11 protein-coding genes, 12 tRNA genes, 3 rRNA genes and 1 riboswitch are annotated in these 21,134 nt (G+C 30.4%); all 26 genes read left to right on the top strand.

The genetic code is table 11. The features are described from left to right. The first annotated feature begins 16 nt into the window (after positions 1 to 16). The 26 genes from J8J04_RS00775 to J8J04_RS00650 all read left to right on the top strand — a co-directional run bounded on the left by J8J04_RS00775 (position 17) and on the right by J8J04_RS00650 (position 20,318). On the top strand, positions 17 to 787 hold the full coding sequence (locus J8J04_RS00775; RefSeq protein ID WP_212330941.1) for a diadenylate cyclase: 771 nt from the start codon (positions 17 to 19) through the stop codon (positions 785 to 787). A 23-nt stretch (positions 788 to 810) separates the two neighbouring features. After that, positions 811 to 1,677 carry a DegV family protein gene (locus J8J04_RS00770; protein WP_212330938.1) on the top strand — a complete coding sequence of 289 codons (867 nt, stop codon included), beginning with the start codon at positions 811 to 813 and terminating at the stop codon, positions 1,675 to 1,677. Between the two features lie 61 nt (positions 1,678 to 1,738). Further along, the gene (tsaD, locus tag J8J04_RS00765; protein WP_212330935.1) at positions 1,739 to 2,725 is read left to right on the top strand and encodes a tRNA (adenosine(37)-N6)-threonylcarbamoyltransferase complex transferase subunit TsaD; all 987 of its coding nucleotides are present in this window, start codon (positions 1,739 to 1,741) and stop codon (positions 2,723 to 2,725) included. Positions 2,726 to 3,654: 929 nt separating this feature from the next. Then, positions 3,655 to 3,831, top strand: a riboswitch (Lysine riboswitch). 66 nt (positions 3,832 to 3,897) lie between these two features. Beyond that, on the top strand, positions 3,898 to 5,532 hold the full coding sequence (locus J8J04_RS00760; protein ID WP_212330931.1) for an ABC transporter substrate-binding protein/permease: 1,635 nt from the start codon (positions 3,898 to 3,900) through the stop codon (positions 5,530 to 5,532). Positions 5,533 to 5,798: 266 nt separating this feature from the next. After that, on the top strand, positions 5,799 to 6,422 hold the full coding sequence (locus J8J04_RS00755) for a hypothetical protein (RefSeq protein ID WP_225885796.1): 624 nt from the start codon (positions 5,799 to 5,801) through the stop codon (positions 6,420 to 6,422). An 87-nt stretch (positions 6,423 to 6,509) separates the two neighbouring features. Then, entirely contained in the window at positions 6,510 to 7,130 is a 621-nt protein-coding gene (locus J8J04_RS00750) for a hypothetical protein (protein WP_212330928.1), read from the top strand. A gap of 85 nt (positions 7,131 to 7,215) precedes the next feature. Then, positions 7,216 to 8,904 carry a M3 family oligoendopeptidase gene (locus tag J8J04_RS00745; RefSeq protein ID WP_212330925.1) on the top strand — a complete coding sequence of 563 codons (1,689 nt, stop codon included), beginning with the start codon at positions 7,216 to 7,218 and terminating at the stop codon, positions 8,902 to 8,904. A 28-nt stretch (positions 8,905 to 8,932) separates the two neighbouring features. Then, entirely contained in the window at positions 8,933 to 9,757 is an 825-nt protein-coding gene (locus J8J04_RS00740; protein WP_212330922.1) for an ATP-binding cassette domain-containing protein, read from the top strand. Then, positions 9,733 to 10,587 carry an ATP-binding cassette domain-containing protein gene (locus J8J04_RS00735; RefSeq protein WP_212330919.1) on the top strand — a complete coding sequence of 285 codons (855 nt, stop codon included), beginning with the start codon at positions 9,733 to 9,735 and terminating at the stop codon, positions 10,585 to 10,587. The genes J8J04_RS00740 and J8J04_RS00735 overlap by 25 nt, the downstream gene beginning before the upstream one ends. A gap of 17 nt (positions 10,588 to 10,604) precedes the next feature. Next, on the top strand, positions 10,605 to 11,621 hold the full coding sequence (locus J8J04_RS00730) for an energy-coupling factor transporter transmembrane component T (RefSeq protein ID WP_212330916.1): 1,017 nt from the start codon (positions 10,605 to 10,607) through the stop codon (positions 11,619 to 11,621). A gap of 65 nt (positions 11,622 to 11,686) precedes the next feature. Next, a complete protein-coding gene (gene glyA / locus J8J04_RS00725) occupies positions 11,687 to 12,934 on the top strand; it encodes a serine hydroxymethyltransferase (RefSeq protein WP_212330913.1) in 1,248 nt (415 codons plus the stop codon). A gap of 1,522 nt (positions 12,935 to 14,456) precedes the next feature. Then, positions 14,457 to 15,989 (top strand): 16S ribosomal RNA (locus J8J04_RS00720). 66 nt (positions 15,990 to 16,055) lie between these two features. Next, positions 16,056 to 16,132, top strand: a tRNA-Ile gene (locus J8J04_RS00715). Positions 16,133 to 16,189: 57 nt separating this feature from the next. After that, a 23S ribosomal RNA gene (locus J8J04_RS00710) occupies positions 16,190 to 19,039 on the top strand. Between the two features lie 32 nt (positions 19,040 to 19,071). After that, positions 19,072 to 19,178, top strand: a 5S ribosomal RNA gene (gene rrf, locus J8J04_RS00705). Together the 16S, 23S and 5S rRNA genes with 12 tRNA genes alongside form the textbook arrangement of a ribosomal RNA operon. Positions 19,179 to 19,220: 42 nt before the next feature. Next, positions 19,221 to 19,297, top strand: a tRNA-OTHER gene (locus J8J04_RS00700). Between the two features lie 83 nt (positions 19,298 to 19,380). Beyond that, positions 19,381 to 19,456 (top strand) — tRNA-Thr (locus J8J04_RS00695). Positions 19,457 to 19,459: 3 nt separating this feature from the next. Beyond that, a tRNA-Lys gene (locus J8J04_RS00690) sits at positions 19,460 to 19,535 on the top strand. A 46-nt stretch (positions 19,536 to 19,581) separates the two neighbouring features. Continuing rightward, positions 19,582 to 19,668 (top strand) — tRNA-Leu (locus J8J04_RS00685). 5 nt (positions 19,669 to 19,673) lie between these two features. Next, positions 19,674 to 19,749: transfer RNA gene (locus tag J8J04_RS00680), tRNA-Ala, on the top strand. Positions 19,750 to 19,787: 38 nt separating this feature from the next. After that, positions 19,788 to 19,864: transfer RNA gene (locus J8J04_RS00675), tRNA-Met, on the top strand. Between the two features lies 1 nt (position 19,865). After that, a tRNA-Ile gene (locus J8J04_RS00670) sits at positions 19,866 to 19,942 on the top strand. A 7-nt stretch (positions 19,943 to 19,949) separates the two neighbouring features. Further along, positions 19,950 to 20,040: transfer RNA gene (locus J8J04_RS00665), tRNA-Ser, on the top strand. Between the two features lie 34 nt (positions 20,041 to 20,074). Then, positions 20,075 to 20,151: transfer RNA gene (locus tag J8J04_RS00660), tRNA-Met, on the top strand. 6 nt (positions 20,152 to 20,157) lie between these two features. Further along, positions 20,158 to 20,233: transfer RNA gene (locus tag J8J04_RS00655), tRNA-Asp, on the top strand. A gap of 9 nt (positions 20,234 to 20,242) precedes the next feature. Then, positions 20,243 to 20,318, top strand: a tRNA-Phe gene (locus J8J04_RS00650). Positions 20,319 to 21,134 lie beyond the last annotated feature (816 nt).

Here is a 21,134-nt window from a genome sequence, read left to right as displayed (position 1 = left end):
TTTGAAAGGTTTTTTTATGTTTGGTTTTCCCTTTTTAGCTTTTTTATTTTTAACCTTAATGTTGATTTTTTGTCATTTTTTCTTGGTAAAATATCAAATTTTAAAAATTTTATACCTTTTTTTGTGGTTTTTTTCTCTGACTCATCTTTTAAAATCACATCACTCCTCCATTGCTAATTTTTTTCAAAATAAATTTAATGTAATAATTACAGATCATTTTTATGACAATTTATTAAATTTTATTTTACTAAGTGTTATTATTATTAAAGCTCCTTATTTAAGAGTAGTTTTAAATAATTGGGGTAAATATTGGGATATTAAAAGAAGAAATATTTTTATGGGAGGTGATAAAACTCAAAAAGAGATTATTAAAACAGTAATAGAACTCTCTTCTCATAAAATAGGTGCTTTAATTACTATTGAAAAAAATAGTACTTTAGAACAATATGCTCAAAAAGCTATTTTAATTAATGGTGATGTTTCCAAAGAGTTGTTGTTGAATATCTTTACTCCCAATACTCCTTTGCATGATGGAGCTGTGATTGTGAGAGGTGATAAAATTTTGTGTGCAAGTGCTTATTTCGCTCTATCTTCAGCTAATGATAATTTTGATAAAAAAACAGGTTCACGTCATCGCGCTGCTTTGGGGATTAGTGAAACTACTGATAGTATGACTATTGTTGTTTCTGAGGAAACGGGAAATATTTCTATTGCTTTAGAAGGCATTATGATTAAAATTAATGAAAAAACAAAACTTCAAGAATATTTAGCAATTTTTATGAATTAAAAAAGGAAAAAAAGAGGGACAAAATGCAAAAAAGAAAAATTGGAATTGTAGTTGATTCTACTTGTGGTAGTAATTATAGTCAAAATTTATTTAATGATGTTTCCATAGTTCCTTTAACTGTGATGGTTGATGGACAAGATTATGTTGATGGTACCATTGATAATGAAAAATTACTTCAATTTATTGATCAAAGATGTAAGGTTACTACTAGTCAACCTAATCCAGAGATTTTTATTCAAGCTTTTCAAAAACAATTTGATTTAGGTTATCAACATGTTATTTGTTTAACTTTGTCACATACATTAAGTGGTACTGTTAATAGCGCTCTTTTGGCTAAAAAGATATTAAATGAATCAAGAATTACTGTGATTGATACTGAAAATGTTGGTCCTGCAGTTATTTTTGCTTTAAAAAGAATTCATTATTTATTAGAACAAAATCCTAATATCATCCCTCAAGCATTAGCTTTACAAATTAAACAAGAACAAGATCAAGGGGTCTTGTTTTGTACTGTTGAAAACTTAAAAATATTAGCTTATAATGGGCGTATTAGTAAATTTAGGGTACTTCTTGGTAATCTTTTAAGGATTCATCCTATTTTGAAATTTCAAAAAAGTATTTTATCGATAGAAAAGAAAGTTCGTAGTTTTAAAAAATGTCTTGATTATTTAATTAACAAAATCATAGATTGTAAAACACTCAATAATATATTAGATATACAAGTGATTTATGTTGTTGATGATCAAAATGCTCAAGAGTTGGTGGATAAAATTAAGAAACTCGGTGATCCTCAAATTCAAATTTCGTTGTATGGAAAAATTTCTTCTGTTATAGCTGCTCATATTGGGTATAAAGGTTTTGGCTTATATATTAATGAAATTAAAAAATAAGTTCCATTTTGTATATTGCATATATAATTTTTAAGATGATAGAAGTTTAAAGGAAAAATTTATGATTATTTTATCTTTTGAGACTAGTTGTGATGAGACCAGTGTTGCTGTGACGCAAGATGGGAAAACAGTTTTATCTAATATTGTTTTTTCTCAAATTAAATATCATCAAATTTTTGGTGGTGTAGTTCCTGAAATAGCATCACGTAAACATATTCAATTTATGACTTTTGTATTAGAAAAAGCTTTAAAAGAAGCACGGGTTCAACCTCAAGATATTGATTTAGTAGCGGTTACTCATGGACCTGGTTTAATTGGTTCTTTATTAATTGGCATCAATGCTGCGAATGTTTTTGCTTATGTTCATCAAAAACCTCTTTTAGGTATTAATCACTTATTAGGACATGTTTATGCAGCTCAAATTGAGCATGAAATTAAACCTCCAGCATTAGTTCTTTTAATTTCAGGAGGACATACTGAATTACTTTATTTAAAAGAACATGGGCAAATTGAAGTTTTAGGAACTACTTTAGATGATGCTGTAGGAGAAGTTTATGATAAAATTGCTAAAGTGCTTCAATTACCATATCCTGGAGGCCCTTTGATTGATCAATTAGCTCAACAAGATCAAGATACTTATCACTTCGTGAGACCTTATTTAAAAAATAATAATTTAAATTTTAGTTTTTCAGGTCTTAAAAGTCATTTAGTTAATTTAATTCTTAATCAAAATATTAATACTTTAAATGTTCCAAATATATGTGCTTCTTTTCAAGCTAGTGTGATTGATGTTTTATTTGAAAAAACTAAAAGAGCATTAACAAAATATCCTGTTAAACAATTGATTGTAACAGGTGGAGTAGCTTCTAATTTAGGTTTAAGACATAAATTTAGCATTTGTTTTAAACATGTAGAAGTTATTTTTCCAAGTGTTTCGTATTGTACTGATCAAGCAGCTATGATAGGGATTGCTGCTTATTATAAAAATAAAATTACTAAAGCTAATTATAAATATGATTTAACCGCCTTACCTAATTTAACTTTTTAATTTAAGTATTTCTCAAAATATAAAAAAACAAGTGGATAAGAACAATACTTAAGGTTAGTCTTAAAGAGTTTTTAAAAAGTAAAAAGTGTCTAAACTTTTGGAACATCTCATAGCTGTCACTTGATGTCAAAGAACCATCAAAACAATAATTTTATTAAATATCATACTATTTAAAAAGTAATAAATTTAACTATTAAATTAGATAAATTAAAAAAAACAACCACAGTTCAATAAATTAAACAAGAAAAATGTATTTCAAACATTTAATAATTCTGATTTACAAAACAAAATAGTTTTATTTTTAGAAAAACCATCTTATCGAATCACATGGTATAGTAATTTTACAATTTGATGCAAACCTAAAAGAGATAAATAGTCCGCGTTCTTGAAATAATTTTGATACTTAAAAAATTTCAAATCTATCTTTTCTGTAAAATAACTAAAAAACATTTTAATAATTTAAAATTATATTTCATTAAATAGTTTTTTGCCTATAACAAAATTTAATTTTAAAATGATGAAAAAAAAAATTTATTTTCCTAATTGAATAATTTTGTGATTTACAATAAAAACAAAATAAATTAACAATATCTCCTAAAAAAGGTAATTTTAGTTCACATTTTAAGAATGAGGTTATAATAGAAGTTGATTATTACTATAAGTAAAATATATAAAAAAAATAACTACCTTAAAAGATTCCTTTTATTATAAATAAAATTTGATATTATAATTACAATAGATAATAATAAACGATATATATTAAACTATTAATACTATTTATTAAGTTAATAATAAGTAATTATATATGATTAATTAAAAAATATTAATAATTTAAAAATAATATGTTATAATTCTAATAAGTTATAAAATAGTTTATATTTATTAGATTTAAATAAAGTTTTTTATAATTATACAAAAAAATAAATATAAAATAAAAAAGAGGTATCGGTGTAAAAAAGTATTATATAGAGAATGTATTCTATGAAGTATAAGAAAGGTAATCACCGCCGAATAATAATTATGGCAATAAATTAGTTATGAAATTATTAGATAATATCTATAATTTTTTACTGTTTATTAAATACAGTTAAGGCGCTTTTTTCGTATCAAGTCCTTTAATCTCTTCTTTTGAAAGAAGAGATTTTTTTATTTTAAAGAAAGGTAGTTCCATATTGTTTTTACGTTCATTTATTAAAAAAATTAAACATCATCCTTTAAAATATCTATTTTTAATTTTCTTTTTAATGATTGTTATGTATTTAATTTATGATGATTTGAAGCATGTTTTAAGTAGTAAAGATCCTAATAGAGAAAATACTTTAATTGTAGGAATGGAATCTAATTATCCTCCTTATGGTTTTTTTACTATGGAAAGTAAGACAGATGATGATTTTCATTTTGTATTGTCTACAGACGAAAATATTTATATTATTGGTTATGATGTTTGGGTGGCTAAAAGGTTAGCTAAAGCATTAGGGAAACAATTAGAAATTAAGATTATTGATTGGGAGGGGTTAATTCCTTCTTTAAAGCAAGGTAATATTGATTGTATTTTAGCAGGAATGAGTGCTACTGAGGAAAGAAAGCAAGAAATAGGTTTTTCTGATTCTTATGCCCCTGATGTGAAGCATGTGGTGATGGTTAATAAAAAGAATGATTATTTTAAAGATAAAAATTTTTTAGATAAAGAAGGTAGAGATTATATAGAAATACAGATGCACATGTTATATCAAAGTGGTACTTTTTATAATAAGATACCATATGATAAAGATAAAATAGATTTTCCTTTTGACTTTTTTTCAGATTTACCATTAAAAACGAAAACAGATGAGAATAAGTATTATTATTGTGAAGAATCCATTGCTTTAAAACATTTACAAAATTATGGTAATGATATTAAAAGCCTTGAAATTAAAGATGATGAATTAAATGCTAAAATTAAAAAATTATCCGGTAATATCAGCGTTGGTGTTAAAAAAGAAAATACAGAACTTATAGATAAAATAAATAATATTATCAAAACTAAACTCAATGAAAAAGAACAACATATGCAAAATGTTAAAGAATTAACTAGTAATAAAAAGGAAGATAATAGTTTATTAAGTGTTTTTAAACGTTATTATCCTATTTATAAAAAAGGGATTTTTACTACTTTAAAATTTGGTATTTATGGGACGTCATTAGGTTTTTGTTTGGCTTTAATTTTAGTTTTGATTAATCGGTTAGTGGTTAATAAAAATATGCGACGTCTTAATTATTTGCTATATTATCTTCATTTAAGTTTTAAAAAATTAATTATTGGTTATATCTTTATTTTTAAAAGTACTCCTATGATTGTACAAGCTATGATTTGTTTTTATGGTTTAAAGGAGTTTTCTTTTTTTCAAGATTCATGGTTTAGTCCAATGTTGGCGGCTTATTTAATTATTATTCTTAATTCAGCAGCTTATATTACTCAAATTATTGATAAAAATATTTCTTTTTTAGATAGAGGACAAATTGAAGCTGCTAATTCTTTGGGAATGACTTATTTTCAAATTAATAGATATATTATTTTTCCTCAAGTTGTTAAAAGATCACAAACAGCTATTATTAATGAATTAATTATTAATTTAAAAGATTGTGCTATTTTTAGTATTTTAGGTGGTATTATTGATATTTTTTCAGCTTCTAAAAATATATATAGTAAAATTGTAACTCCAAAGCCTTATTATCTTGCTTCTTTGCTTTATTTACTTATTATAGGGATTATTATTTTAGGTTTTGAAATTATCAAAGTTAAAAAATTAAAAATTAAAAGTATTTAAACAATATTATTAGTATTTGATAAGATACTAATAGTAGGTTACAATAAATATCAGAATGAATAGGATTAATGTTATAATAATGGTGTTAATTTTTAATTAAATTAACTTTCTTTATTGTTTTTATTTTTATTATATATTTATATGCAAATGTGATTAATATAAAAAGTTGCAATAAGTCATTTTAATATTTTTTAGAAAATAGGTGGATTGCTATTATTAACCAAACAAATACAACAATTAAAAAAAATAATTTATTTAATTTTTCTTTGCAAAAATATATTATTGCATCTACTTTATTAGGTTTAACAATTATTTTAGAATTATCTTATGATAAATTAGGAATTCCTAAAATGGTGGCAGGAATTGGTTCTTTTGTGAAGATTTCACTGATTCCTTTGCTTTTCATTGGTTTTTTATTAGGAATGAAATATAGTTTTCTTTTTTGTATGATATATGCTTGTTTTCATCTTGTCAAAGCTATTTATTTTAATCATTTTATAGATTTTATGAGAAGTGTGGGATTTACTAATAATCAAATATTAGGATCTGTCTTTTTGGATTATGTTTTAGTTGATTTATCTTATAGTCTTTCTGGTTTATTATTTTATCCTCGTTTGCAATATTTTGATAATAAGAGAAAAATTTGGACTACTTTATTAATTATTTTTACTAGTGCTTTTATCTTTAAATTTTTATCTTCTCTTTTGATTTGGTTTGTTTCGATAGAAACTAAAACAAGTTGGCATTCTTTTTTAAACCCTCTTTTAAAATATCCTAATATTTGGTGTGCGGTTTATAATTTGATTCCTGTTGCGGCTAACTTATTATTAACAGGATGCTTGTTTTCTTTTTTAAACCCTAGAATTAAAGTTTATTTAAAACATAAATAATTAAAATTAAGATAAATTAATATGATATCAGTAAATTATTTAACTTATGAAGAAAGATTACATTAAATATTCATCAAGGAATCTTTTATGTTAACTTATAATGTTTATCAAAAACAAAAACTTTTAAGACAAATTATTTTAACTGCTTTTTTTTCATGCATTCCTCTTGTTTTAAGTCAATGCTTTAAAGAAATACGGGTTTCCTCTATTAAAGTTATTCTCTTTCCTCTGTCAGCTTTTACCTTATATTTTGTTTTTTTTCCGATCATTTTATTATCTTTTTATGTACCTTGCTATTTAGCTTGTTTGGGAGCATTTTTAGCTGATGTATTTAACTATTTGATTGTTGATACTAATCCTAAGTTTTGTTATGAACCACTTTCAGCTATGATGTGTGTTTTATCTTTTGCTCTTATTCCTAGTTTATTTTTAAAAAAAACAGATCATATAGTTAAATTTTATTTTGTTATTCTTATTTCCTCCTTGTTATTTCAAATGGTAGATTGGGTTTTGGCCTTAAAATATCGTTATCACATAGATGTTTGTGATGCTGGTTTGCATACTAAATTAACACAAATATTGAGTATTATTAAAACATATTTTTTAATTCGTTTGCCGTTTGTTTTTATTGTGTCTTTGGTGATGGTGATTATGATTAAGGAATTATTGAAAAGATTATCGTTTTTAACTTCTTCTTATTATAAGTAAATTGATTACAATCCAAAATTGATAGATAGTTATTTTTATAGGATTGATCAAATACAAAAGATTATAAATCTAAAGGAGTTCAAATTTGCAATTTCAAGATTTTCCATATCAAAGAGTTGATATTAAAAAAATACAAACAACAGTAGAGTCTATGATTGATGCTTTTTTAACTTTATCTTTAAAGGATCAAATATCTTCTATTTATCAGTTTCATCAAATTATGGATCAAGTAGGTTCGATGTTTACTTTAGCAAGTATTCGTAATAGTTTAAATGTTAAAGATTCTTTTTATCAACAAGAAAAACATTTTTGTGATCAAAATGGTCCTTTAATTACAGATATTCAACATAAATATGTGATTAAAATTATGAAAAGCCAATATTATCAAGAGTTAACTCAAGAATTTGGATCCTTGTTATTTGAACAAAATCATTTGTTTTTAAAAACTTTTAATCCTCAAGTAATTCCTTTATTACAACAAGAAAATGAATTGGTAACTCAATATCAAAATTTAATTTCGGAACCGAAAGTGTTGTTTCAAAATAAGTTTTATAATTTAAGTCAAATGGGTCTTTTTGCTGAAACGTCGCAAAGAAATATTAGAAAAGAAGCTCAATTAGCTGTTTCTGCTTTTTTTGCTAAAAAGGAAGATGAATATGATCGTATTTATGATCGATTAGTTAAAATAAGAACTAAAATAGCTCATTTATTAGGATATGATAATTTTATTCAATTAGGTTATGATCTTTTGGGAAGAACCGATTACACTCCTCAAGAAATTATTAATTATCGAAGAAATATTGTTAAATATGTTTTACCTTTTTATCAATTAACACAACAAAAGAAAAGTAAACGTTTAGGGATTGCTCAACTTCAAAGTTATGATAAATCCTTTTCTTTTGTCACAGGTAATCCGAAGCCACAAGGAAATATGGATGATAAAATAGCTGCTGCTCAACATATGTATGATGAAATGTCTTCTGAAACTAAACTTTTTTTTGTTTTTTTAAAAAAGAAACAATTATTAGATTTAAATAGTAAACCTAATAAAACAGGGGGTGGATATTGTACTTATTTGCCTCAATTTGAAACTCCTTTTGTGTTTGCTAATTTTAATGGGACTAGTCATGATGTTGATGTTTTAACTCATGAAATAGGACATGCTTTTCAAGTATATCAAAGTCGTCATTTAATCCCCGAGTATCGTTGGCCTACTTTGGAAGCGGCTGAAATTAGTTCGATGGGGATGGAATTTTTATCTTGGCCTTGGATGAAAGATTTTTTTGGGAAAGATGAGTCTAAATATAAATTTTTACATTTAACACAAGCTCTTAATTTTTTACTTTATGGTGCTTTAGTTGATCATTTTCAACATGAGGTGTATCAAAATCCTCAAATGACTTCTTGTCAACGAAAACAAACATGGTGTTATTTAGAACAAAAATATGGGTTGATTAATAATTATGGTGATGATCCTTTTTTACAAAAAGGTAATTTGTGGTTGCGTCAAATGCATATTTTTGCTAACCCTTTTTATTATATTGATTATACTTTGGCTCAAATTTGTGCTTTAGAAATTTGGTCTTTAAGTCAACAAGATTATCATCAAGCTTGGGAAAAATATTTAAAATTATGCCAAATAGGTGGTTCACAAAGTTTTTTTAATCTTTTAAAAACAACCGGTTTGACCAATCCTTTTGATGAGAAACATTTACAAAATATTATTTCTCTTGTAACTTCATATTTGGAGATAATTGATGATACTAAATATTAAAAAGATTAAAGAATGGGAATGTGAAATAATGATAGTAATTGCGGATTTAACTTTTTATTATGAAGATGAACTAGTTCTAAAGAATTTAAATTTTAATATTAAACCAAATTCATGGATTTCTATTATTGGTCACAATGGTTCTGGTAAATCTACTTTTGCAAAAATTTTATTAGGTTTATTAAAACCTTCAAAAGGATATATTGCTATTAACAATATCTTGGTTAATGAAACTAATTTACCATTTTTACGTCCTAAAATAGCTATGATTTTGCAAAATCCGGATTATCAATTTACAGGTCTTACTGTGAAAGAAGATATAGCTTTTGGTTTAGAAAATTATAATGTTCCAAGAAATAAGATGTTTTCTCAAATTTTAAAATATACTAAAATATTAGGAATTCAACATCTTTTAGATTGTGATGTGACTCAACTTTCAGGGGGACAAAAACAACGGGTTGCTATTGCCTCTATTTTAGTGCTTGAACCTGATATTATTGTTTTTGATGAAGTTACTGCTTTTTTGGATCCTCAAGGGGCTTTAGAAATTGAAAATATTATTGCTCAAATTAAAAATAAAACTTTAATTACTATTACACATGATTTAAAATTTGCTGCTAAAAGTGATGAAATTATTTTATTAGATCAAGGGAAATTAATTAAAAAAGCAACACCACAGGTTTTTTTTCAAAATGAAGCTTTTTTAAATAAATATAATTTACAACCTTTTTTATCTTTAAAACTTTATTATCAAATGGAAGCAGATAGTCGAAGTCACAGTCACAGTCAACACCAAAATAAACCAATGTTAACAAAATTAAAGGATGCTTTATGGGAATACAATTTGAAAAAGTAAATTTTTCTTATGGAAAAAGCAATAATATGCAACAAAAATGGGTTTTAAAAGACATTAATTTAAAAATTAATTCCCAAGATGAATTTATTGCTTTAGTTGGTCAAACAGGATCTGGAAAATCAACTTTAGTGCAATTAATGAATGCTCTGCTTACGACTAATATGGGTAAAGTGGCTATTTTTGGACAAACAATTGATTGTAAGACTAAAAAGAAATTATTAATTCCTTTAAGAGGTCAAGTAGGTTTAGTTTTTCAATTTCCTGAATATCAACTTTTTGAAACTACTATTTTAAAAGATGTGATGTTTGCTCCTTTAAATTTTTGTAAAAACAAAAAAGAAGCAACTATAAAAGCTATTGAGGCTTTAGAACAAACCAAGATTGATCCTAGTTTGCATCAAAAATCTCCTTTTCAAATTAGCGATGGGCAACAAAGAAAAGTGGCTATTGCAGGTGTTTTGGCAATGGAACCTAATATTTTAATTTTAGATGAACCAACTAGGGGCCTTGATTTAGAAAGTCAAATTAATATTATGCTTTTTTTAAAAGAATTAAATACTGTTGCTCGCAAAACAATTATTATGATTACTCATGATATGAATTTAGTAGCTCAATATGCTAAAAGAGTAATAACTTTATTCCAAGGTAAAATTCTTTTTGATGGTTTGAAAGAAGCTTTTTTTGAACATCCTCAATTTTTAAAATTTCATTTAGATATGCCAGAAACTTTTAAAATTTTAAAATATCTTAATTATACTTTGGGAATTCCCTTTAAGCCGCAATACCATTTTTCGGATTTGTTACAATATTTAAAAAAATTTTATGATTAAAAAAAAGGTATTTTTACATGAATAAACAAAATTTAACTACTTCTTTCTTGAAGCCAACTTTGATTAATCAAATTCATCCTTCTTTAAAAATTATTGTTTTTATTTTTTTGTTAATTTTGGTTTTATATCTTCCTATCAATATTGTTTCTAATAGTAATTTAATGGATGTGCAAAATTGTAAAATTTTTGCTTTTTATTTAATTGCTTTTGTCTCTTTGGTGGCATCTTGTTGTTTTTTGGGTCTTGATATTCGTGATTTTTGGTCTAAAATTAAAAATTTGAGATTTTTTTTACTTTTTTCTTTGCTCCTTAATTTAACTAAAGTCCCGTGCTCTCAAGAAGTTTGGTGTCCTATTAAAGTTTTTAATTATCATTCTTGGGCTTTTGGGGTGTTAGTCATTTTTTTTTTATTTTATCATTTTACTCAAAAAAAAATTACTTTTAAATTATATTATTTTTTATTTTTATTTGGTTGTTTTTTTATTATCCCTTCCTATCTTATTTCCTCCTTGCCATCGTCATCTAATTTTAATTGCTATTATTTACCGCAAGTTGCTGGTGTTAAAATAATTTTAATTATGATGCGTTTATTAATGATTATTATGTTTTTTTTTATTTTTAATAAAATAACATCTTTTATGGAAATTCAAGATGGTTTAGAAATGATCTTATCTCCTTTAAAAAAATTAAAAATACCTATTGACATCTTTACTTTAATGTTATCTTTAATTTTTATGGCTAATTCCTTTTTATTGCAAGAGACTAATAAAATTTTAAAAGCTCAAATATCAAGAGGGATGGATTTACATAAAAAAAATATTTTTAAAAAGATTCATCATTTGTTATCTTTGTTGATTCCTATTTTTGTGTTAGTCTTTAAAAGATCGATGATACTTTCTAATGCTATGGAAATTAGAGGTTATGTATTGGGGGTTCCGCGTACTAAAATGAGGGTTTACCGTCTTCATAAAATAGATTTTGGTGTTATTTTGATTGCTTTATTATTTTTGGGGTTAAAATTATTACTGTTTTAACTAAGGGTTTATCAAATATAATTAAATTTTTTAAATTAAATAAATAAAAGGATGATATCATTTTTATGAATCAAAAATTAACTTTAAAAGAACAAGATCAAGAAATTTTTAAACTCATTGAACAGGAAAAAAAAAGACAACAAGATCATATTTTATTAATTGCATCGGAAAATTTAGTTTCTTTGGCTGTTTTAGAAACTCAAGGAAGTATTTTGACTAATAAATATGCTGAAGGTTACCCTAAAGCTCGTTATTATCATGGATGTCAAAATGTTGATCTTATTGAACAAACAGCTATTGCAAGAGCAACTAAATTGTTTAATGCTAAATATGCCAATGTGCAACCTCATTCAGGCTCTCAAGCTAATATGGCAGTTTTAAAAGCTTTGTTGCAACCTCAAGATAAAATTTTGGGTTTAGCTTTAAATGATGGTGGGCATTTGACTCATGGGCATCGTTTAAGTTTTTCGGGTCATTATTATGATCCTTATGCTTATCATGTTGATTCTCAAACAGGAACTCTTGATTATGATAAAATTCGTGAATTGGCTTTACAAATTAAACCTAAATTAATTATTGCAGGATATTCTGCTTATTCAAGGAAAATTGATTTTGAGAAATTTCGTCAAATTGCTGATGAAGTAAAAGCATATTTAATGGTTGATATTGCTCATATTGCAGGTTTAGTTGTATGTGGTTTGCATCCTTGTCCTTTAGCTGCTAAAGCTGATATTGTTACTTCTACTACTCATAAAACTTTAAGAGGTCCTCGTGGGGGTTTGATTTTAACTAATCAAGAAGAGATTATTAAGAAAATTAATAGAGCGGTTTTCCCTGGTATTCAAGGTGGTCCCTTAATGCATGTTATTGCTGCTAAAGCTGTTGCTTTTAAAGAAGCTTTAAGTCCTGAATTTAGAAAATATCAACAACAAGTAATCAATAATGCTTTTGCTTTTGCTCGTGCTTTTCAAGATAAAGGTTATCATGTTGTGAGCGAACAAACTGATAATCATTTGTTTTTAATTAATTTAAAACATAAAAATCCTCATTTTAGAGGTGATAAAATAGCTAGCTTGTTAGCCAAAATTAATATTATTGTTAACAAAAATACGATTCCTTTTGATCAAGAGACTCCTTTTGTGACTAGTGGTATTAGATTAGGGACTCCTGCTATGACGACAAGAGGTTTTAAAGAAAAAGATTTTATTAAAGTAGCAGATTTTATTGATCAAGCTATTAATTATGCAGATGATGAACTTTATTTGCAAAAGTTAAAAGAACAAGTGGTAGCTTTTATTAATTTATTTAATTAGTTTTAAAAGTTTAGTTCTTGCTTTTACATATAAAAACTTAATAATATTATTTTAAATATTTGGGTTTGGTTGTTTATGGTGTTTTTTATCAATTATTTAATTGATTTTTCAATTTAAAACATAAATAATCGCGAGGAATATAAATCATTTCTAAACCATATACAACAATCGGATAGGACATAATAAATTTAAACCCAAGGAGGTAAAACAACCATGACTAAAATCAAAAACCTAAAAAAGTCTTTATTAATTATTTTTTATTAATCATTATTTTATTATTTCATAACCCCATCTACGCACATAATTATTTTTATAAACAAACAAAATCAAAAATAAAATTAGAAGACTTCCAAATTCTCCAACAAGAATAGTTAAATTACGCAACTTAAAACTCAAAGACATGATATAAACGTACTAGATAAAGAAGATATCCCCAACATCTTAAAATATTTCGATATTCAAACTTCTTATAAACACTATCAAAAAAATTCCTAAATTAAAAAAACTTTGTATTATCCACTCCGATCAAGGTACAGTTTATTAATCCTAAAAAATACAACAAACACTAATTAAAAAAAGTTTTTTTATCAGCATGTTTCGTAAAGAAACCCCTAGAGATAACGCGTAGTCATCAAAAACTTATTTGGTCAAAGTGAAAAGTATTTTATTCTATCGTCCTCCTTTATTTATTTCACAATTATAATTCCAAAATAAGTAAAATCATTAAACAATTTCCTGTTTTTTTGAATCAAAAATGGCTCTTAATTAAATTATCCCCCCCCTATTCAATATTCTCAAAGATTAAGATAAAGCAATTAAAAAATAGCTTTTAAAATAAACCTTTTAAAAAGGTAGTTTTATTACGCCTTTTTTCAACAAAATGATATAATTTATAAAAAAAATTAATTTTGTAGGCAGGTTTTTAACTTTTTTTGACTTCACTATATAGTGTAAAGATAAAATATCTTTTTCAACTAACAAATTATGAAAAAATATTAGGTACTTTTTTAATTTAATCAAAATATTTTATTAGTTTGAAAAGATATAAAATTATCACTTAATTTTAAGTTTTAAAGACAAAAGTTGTCTAAAAAAACGGAACAGCGCAAACCAAACCTTATCTAAAAGAGTAATCCTACGACAAATAAACGATCATATTTTAAACCTTATTTATTCCCTAGGAAAAAAATTTAAAAAGGTTTGACATTATTTTTTTTCTATGTTATAATAAAAGAGCTTTGTTGTTTATAAATCATAAATTAAATTTGCACTTCCTATTTATGATTCGTCCAAACTCCAAAAAAAAATCATTTAAAAGTTGATTGCATTCTTTAATGTTGCGAATCATTTTGATGAATTTTATAAGCTATATATTTTTTTTTATTTTTAATTTTCTTTTTACATCATTATTTTGTAAAAACTCTTTTAATCTTTGAAAACTGAAGATGATACTTATAAATTTTTAATTTCATTTCTTAAATTTCTTAAATTAACTAGTTTAATTTAAAAGTAATAGTAATAATATACGAAGAGTTTGATCCTGGCTCAGGATTAACGCTGGCGGCGTGCCTAATACATGCAAGTCGAACGGGAATTTAAGCAATTAAATTTTAGTGGCGAACGGGTGAGTAACACGTAAGTAATCTGCCCTTAAGACGAGGATAACAGTTGGAAACGACTGCTAAGACTGGATAGGAGATAAGAAGGCATCTTCTTATTTTTAAAAGACCTAGTAATAGGTATGCTTAAGGAAGGGCTTGCGTCACATTAGTTAGTTGGTAGGGTAAAGGCCTACCAAGACGATGATGTGTAGCCGGGCTGAGAGGCTGAACGGCCACATTGGAACTGAGACACGGTCCAAACTCCTACGGGAGGCAGCAGTAGGGAATTTTCGGCAATGGAGGAAACTCTGACCGAGCAACGCCGCGTGAACGATGAAGTATTTCGGTACGTAAAGTTCTTTTATTAAGGAAGAAAAGATGGTGGAAAAACCATTATGACGGTACTTAATGAATAAGCCCCGGCTAACTATGTGCCAGCAGCCGCGGTAATACATAGGGGGCAAGCGTTATCCGGAATTATTGGGCGTAAAGGGTGCGTAGGCGGTTTAATAAGTTTATGGTCTAAGTGCAATGCTTAACATTGTGATGCTATAAAAACTGTTTGACTAGAGTTGGATAGAGGCAAGTGGAATTCCATGTGTAGTGGTAAAATGCGTAAATATATGGAGGAACACCATGAGCGAAGGCGGCTTGCTGGGTCTTAACTGACGCTGAGGCACGAAAGCGTGGGGAGCAAACAGGATTAGATACCCTGGTAGTCCACGCTGTAAACGATGAGTACTAGATGTTGGGTTAAACCAGTGTCGAAGTTAACACATTAAGTACTCCGCCTGAGTAGTACGTACGCAAGTATGAAACTTAAAGGAATTGACGGGACTCCGCACAAGCGGTGGATCATGTTGTTTAATTCGAAGATACCCGAAAAACCTCACCAGGTCTTGACATGCTTCTGCAAAGCTGTAGAAATACAGTGGAGGTTATCAGTTGTACAGGTGGTGCATGGTTGTCGTCAGCTCGTGTCGTGAGATGTTGGGTTAAGTCCCGCAACGAGCGCAACCCTTGTTGTTAATTGCCATCATTAAGTTGGGGACTTTAGCAAGACTGCCAGTGATAAATTGGAGGAAGGTGGGGATGACGTCAAATCATCATGCCCCTTATGACCTGGGCTACAAACGTGATACAATGGCTGTTACAAAGGGTAGCTGAAGCGCAAGTTTTTGGCAAATCTCAAAAAAACAGTCTCAGTTCGGATTGAAGTCTGCAACTCGACTTCATGAAGTTGGAATCGCTAGTAATCGCGAATCAGCATGTCGCGGTGAATACGTTCTCGGGGTTTGTACACACCGCCCGTCAAACCACGAAAGTTGGCAATACCCAAAGCCGGTGGCCTAACTTGAGCAATCAAGAGGGAGCCGTCTAAGGTAGGGTCGATGATTGGGGTTAAGTCGTAACAAGGTATCCCTACCGGAAGGTGGGGATGGATCACCTCCTTTCTAAGGAAAAAATTATCATCTTCAGTTTTGAGAAACTTAAAAAAAGTTTTTCATTTTTTAAGATTAGGGCCTATAGCTCAGTTGGTTAGAGCACACGCCTGATAAGCGTGAGGTCGGTGGTTCAAGTCCATTTAGGCCCACCAAAATAGGTCATATCTTAAAAAAGCTCTTTGAAAAGTAGATAAACTAAGGTTAAAAAAATCAAAGGAATTAAGGGCGCACAGTGGATGCCTTGGCACTAAGAGCCGATGAAGGACGCAATTAACGGCGAAACTCCACGGGAAGCTGTAAATAAGTGGAGATCCGTGGGTATCCGAATGGGATAACCTGTTACATTGAAGATGTAACATCCTCGCAAGAGGAAGGAAACGCAGTGAACTGAAATATCTAAGTAACTGCAGGAAAAGAAAGTAATAACGATTCTGGTAGTAGTGACGAGCGAACCCGGAATAGCCTGATACCATTTCTAGTTACAAAGTTTTAATGAAGTAGAAGCTTTTGGAAAGAAGCACCATAGTGGGTGACAGTCCCGTAAACGCAAGTTAAAATCTAGGGTATCAATAAGTACGGCGAGACACGAGAAATCTTGTCGGAAGGTGGGAGGACCATCTCCTAAGGCTAAATACTACTTAGTGACCGATAGTGAACTAGTACCGTGAGGGAAAGGTGAAAAGAACCCCGAAAGGGGAGTGAAATAGATCCTGAAACTGTGTGCTTACAATTAGTCAAAGCACGTTAAAGTGTGATGGCTTGCCTTTTGCAGAATGAACCGGCGAGTTATGATGTGGAGCAAGGTTAAGTTTGAAGGAACGGAGCCGTAGCGAAAGCGAGTCTTAAAAGGGCGTTTTAGTTGCATGTCATAGACCCGAAACTGAAGTGAGCTAGCTATGAGCAGGTTGAAATTTAGGTAAAACTAAATGGAGGACCGAACCAGGACACGTTGAAAAGTGTTTGGATGACTTGTGGCTAGGGGTGAAATTCCAATCGAACTCAGAGATAGCTGGTTCTCCCCGAAATAGCTTTAGGGCTAGCGTTGATTTGGTTATTTGATGAAGGTAGAGCACTGAATGAGTAAGGGCTCCACCTCGGGGTACCGAATTCAATCAAACTCCGAATGTTATCAAATAAAATCAGCAGTCAGACTGTGGGTGATAAGGTCCATGGTCAAAAGGGAAAGAGCCCAGACCGTCAGCTAAGGTCCCCAAATTGATGTTAAGTGGCAAAGGAAGTGAAGACGTTAAAACAACTAGGAGGTTGGCTTAGAAGCAGCCATCCTTTAAAGAGTGCGTAATAGCTCACTAGTCGAATGACTCTGCGCCGAAAATGTACCGGGGCTAAAACATCATACCGAAGCTACGGATTAGAATAACTATTTATAGTTATTTCAATGGTAGGGGAAGCGTTCTGACATCAGTGAAGCCATAGCGGAAGCAGTGGTGGAGAGGTCAGAAGTGAGAATGCCGGTGTAAGTAACGAAAAGATAGGTGAGAATCCTATCCGTCAAAAACCCAAGGTTTCCAGGGCCAGGTTCGTCCTCCCTGGGTTAGTCGGGTCCTAAGGTGAGGGAGAAGTCCGTAGCCGATGGCAAGCAGGCTGAGATTCCTGTACTAGTTAATCAACTGATGGAGGGACAAAGAAGGCTAAACACGCCCCTGATTGGATTGGGGTAGAAAAACTAAGTCTGAGCAGATAGGCAAATCCGTTTGTTCATTTAAAGATGAGGTTTAAAAGTAAAGTGATTGATGTCATGCTTTCAAGAAAAGCTTCTAGGGTTAATTGGTTAACTACCCGTACCGTAAACCGACACAGGTGGGAAGGTAGAGTATACTAAGACGCGCGAGCAAACTCTTGTTAAGGAACTCGGCAAAATGACTCCGTAACTTCGGGATAAGGAGAGCTTTTATTAAAATTAAAAGCCGCAGAGAATAGGCCCAAGCGACTGTTTATCAAAAACATAGGTCTTTGCTAAACCGCAAGGTGATGTATAAGGGCTGATGCCTGCCCGGTGCTGGAAGATTAAAAGGAGATGTCAGGTAACGAAGCATTGAATTGAAGTCCCAGTAAACGGCGGCCGTAACTATAACGGTCCTAAGGTAGCGAAATTCCTTGTCGGGTAAGTTCCGACCCGCACGAAAGGCATAACGATTTGGGCGCTGTCTCAACAAGAGCCTCGGTGAAATCAAATTACCGGTGAAAATGCCGGTTACCCGCGACAGGACGAAAAGACCCCATGGAGCTTTACTGCAACTTAATATTGAAATTGGAAATAGGATGTACAGGATAGGTGGGAGACTATGATCAAAAAACGCTAGTTTTTTGGGAGTCATCCTTGGGATACCACCCTTGTTATTTTTAGTTTCTAACCTGCACAAGTAGATTGTGAGGGACAGTGTTTGGTGGGCAGTTTGACTGGGGCGGTCGCCTCCTAAAGAGTAACGGAGGCGTTCGAAGGTTCCCTCAAAATGGTTGGAAATCATTTGTAGAGCATAAAGGCATAAGGGAGCTTGACTGCGAGACTGACAAGTCGAGCAGGGACGAAAGTCGGACTTAGTGATCTTACGGTACCGAATGGAAGGGCCGTGACTCAACGGATAAAAGCTACCCTGGGGATAACAGGCTTATCGCTTCCAAGCGTTCACAGCGACGAAGCGGTTTGGCACCTCGATGTCGGCTCATCGCATCCTGGAGCTGGAGAAGGTTCCAAGGGTTGGGCTGTTCGCCCATTAAAGCGGAACGCGAGCTGGGTTCAGAACGTCGTGAGACAGTTCGGTCTCTATCCGTCGTGGGCGTTGGAAATTTGAAAGGAACTGTCCCTAGTATGAGAAGACCGGGATGGATATACCGCTGGTGTTTCAGTTGGTTCGCCAGAGCCACAGCTGAGTAGCTATGTATAGAAGGGATAAATACTGAAAGCATCTAAGTGTGAAGCCTCCCTTAAGATGAGATTTCCCTATGAGATCCCTGAAAGACGATCAGGTTGATAGGCTAGAGGTGTAAGAAGAGTGATCTTTTCAGCTGACTAGTACTAATAGATCCATTGACTTTGATTTTTTTTAACCCGTTTATCTAGTTTTGAAAGATCCTTGGTGCATAAAACTAAGGGGCCACACCTGTTCCCATCCCGAACACAGCAGTTAAGTCCTTAGTACTGACAATAGTTTTAACGAGCGAAGATAGGGAGTGCCAAGGTTTGCTTTAATTATTTTCTGTCATTAAATTTAAACTTCTAAAAGAGGATTAGCTCATTTGGGAGAGTATCTTTCTTATAAGCATAATGTCGGGGGATTCTAACTCCTCATCCTCTACCATAAAATTTTTTTCTGATATTGGATAAAATAATTTTATATTTTGTTTTTAATATCAACCATAATAATTTTATAACTAATTTATTGCCAAAATAGCTCAATCGGTAGAGCAACTGATTTGTAATCAGTAGGTTACGGGTTCGATTCCTGTTTTTGGCACCACTTGTCCCATTAGCTCAGTTGGTAGAGCACTTGACTTTTAATCAAGGTGTCGAAGGTTCGACCCCTTCATGGGATACCAATTTTTTTGTATACAAATATAAATTTTAACTGTTTTTTTAATTATTGCCTGGATGGTGGAATAGGTAGACACGTGGGACTTAAAATCCCATGGTTGATAGGCCGTGTCGGTTCAAGTCCGACTCCAGGTACCAATTTAGGGGCTTTAGCTCAGCTGGAAGAGCATCTGTCTTGCACACAGAAGGTCAGCGGTTCGATCCCGCTAAGCTCCACCAAAAATAAAAATAAATATTAATATTGATTTTTGCACAATGGCGGTGTAGCTCAGCTGGCAAGAGTGCACGGTTCATACCCGTGAGGTCGAGGGTTCGAACCCCTCTGCCGCTACCATGGACCTGTAGCTCAGCTGGTTAGAGCTACCGGCTCATAACCGGTTGGTCGTAGGTTCGAATCCTACCGGGTCCACCATTTTTTTGGAGGAATACCCAAGTCCGGTTGAAGGGGTCAGTCTTGAAAACTGAGAGGTCTGAAAGGGCGCGGGGGTTCAAATCCCTCTTCCTCCGCCATTAATCATTTTTTTATTTTATTATCATCATATATCGCGGGGTAGAGCAGTTTGGTAGCTCGTCGGGCTCATAATCCGAAGGTCGTAGGTTCGAATCCTTCCCCCGCCACCAAATAAAGGTTCGGTGGTGTAGTGGTTAACATGCTTGCCTGTCACGCAGGAGATCGCGGGTTCAAGTCCCGTCCGGACCGCCATTTTTATTAGGCTCTGTAGCTCAGTCGGTAGAGCAGTGGCTTGAAGAGCCTCGTGTCGGCAGTTCGATTCTGCCCGGAGCCACCATATTATTATTTTCTGATTTTATTTTTTAACTATATCTTTCTTAAGCCAATATATAAACATAAGTAGCCTCAACGGGCTACTTTTATTATTATTTTTCTTTTCGTTATCAAAAAAAGACTAATTTTGAGAAAAAAAGAATATAAAACCCATTAAAAGCCCTCCTTTAAGAGGATCTTTTTGATAACGAAAAGAAAAAAACATGACTTTTGTGCTAAAATTAAAAAAATAATAAATAAATTTAATTATATAATGTAAAGATTTTAAAAGAAAATCAATTAAACATAATATATGAGGTAAAAATAATAAAATAACAGTTAACGAAACTAAATATAATGGCCTTAACAATATCAGTCGCCATTTCCTTAACTTATCAAAAACCAATGGCTTAATTTAGTTTCGTTAACCAAGTATTAATTAGGTTCGACATTATGATTGTTTAGCAAAAAGTGGTTAGATATTGATAGAATTTAAATACTGTCCCTTGTTTTTTTAGTTTTTGGATGCTTAATTGATAAGTAAAAAAAATAGAATTTGATTAAATAATTAATAAAAACTAATGGGATTAATAAGATAAAAAATAATGATGAAAAAGATGATGTTATTCGGTAAAGATGTTAATATTTTTTTTTAATGAACATATTTTAATAGTTACTTTCTCTTTTAAAAGTATTGGGAAATAAAAAAAAGACCCTTAAAAAGAGTCTTTGATTGGTAAATATTTTATTTTTTAATTATTTTTTCATTTTTTTATTATTTTTAGAATTTATAGATTTTTCTTCGTTTTTTTGTTTTCTTTTTTCATTTTGAGATAATAAT

The sequence above is a fragment of the 'Fragaria x ananassa' phyllody phytoplasma genome (assembly GCF_018274325.1).
Classification (GTDB): Bacteria; Bacillota_I; Bacilli_A; order Acholeplasmatales; family Acholeplasmataceae; genus Phytoplasma.
Note: the sequence above shows the minus strand (reverse complement) of the source record. Positions and strands in the feature narration are given on the sequence as shown.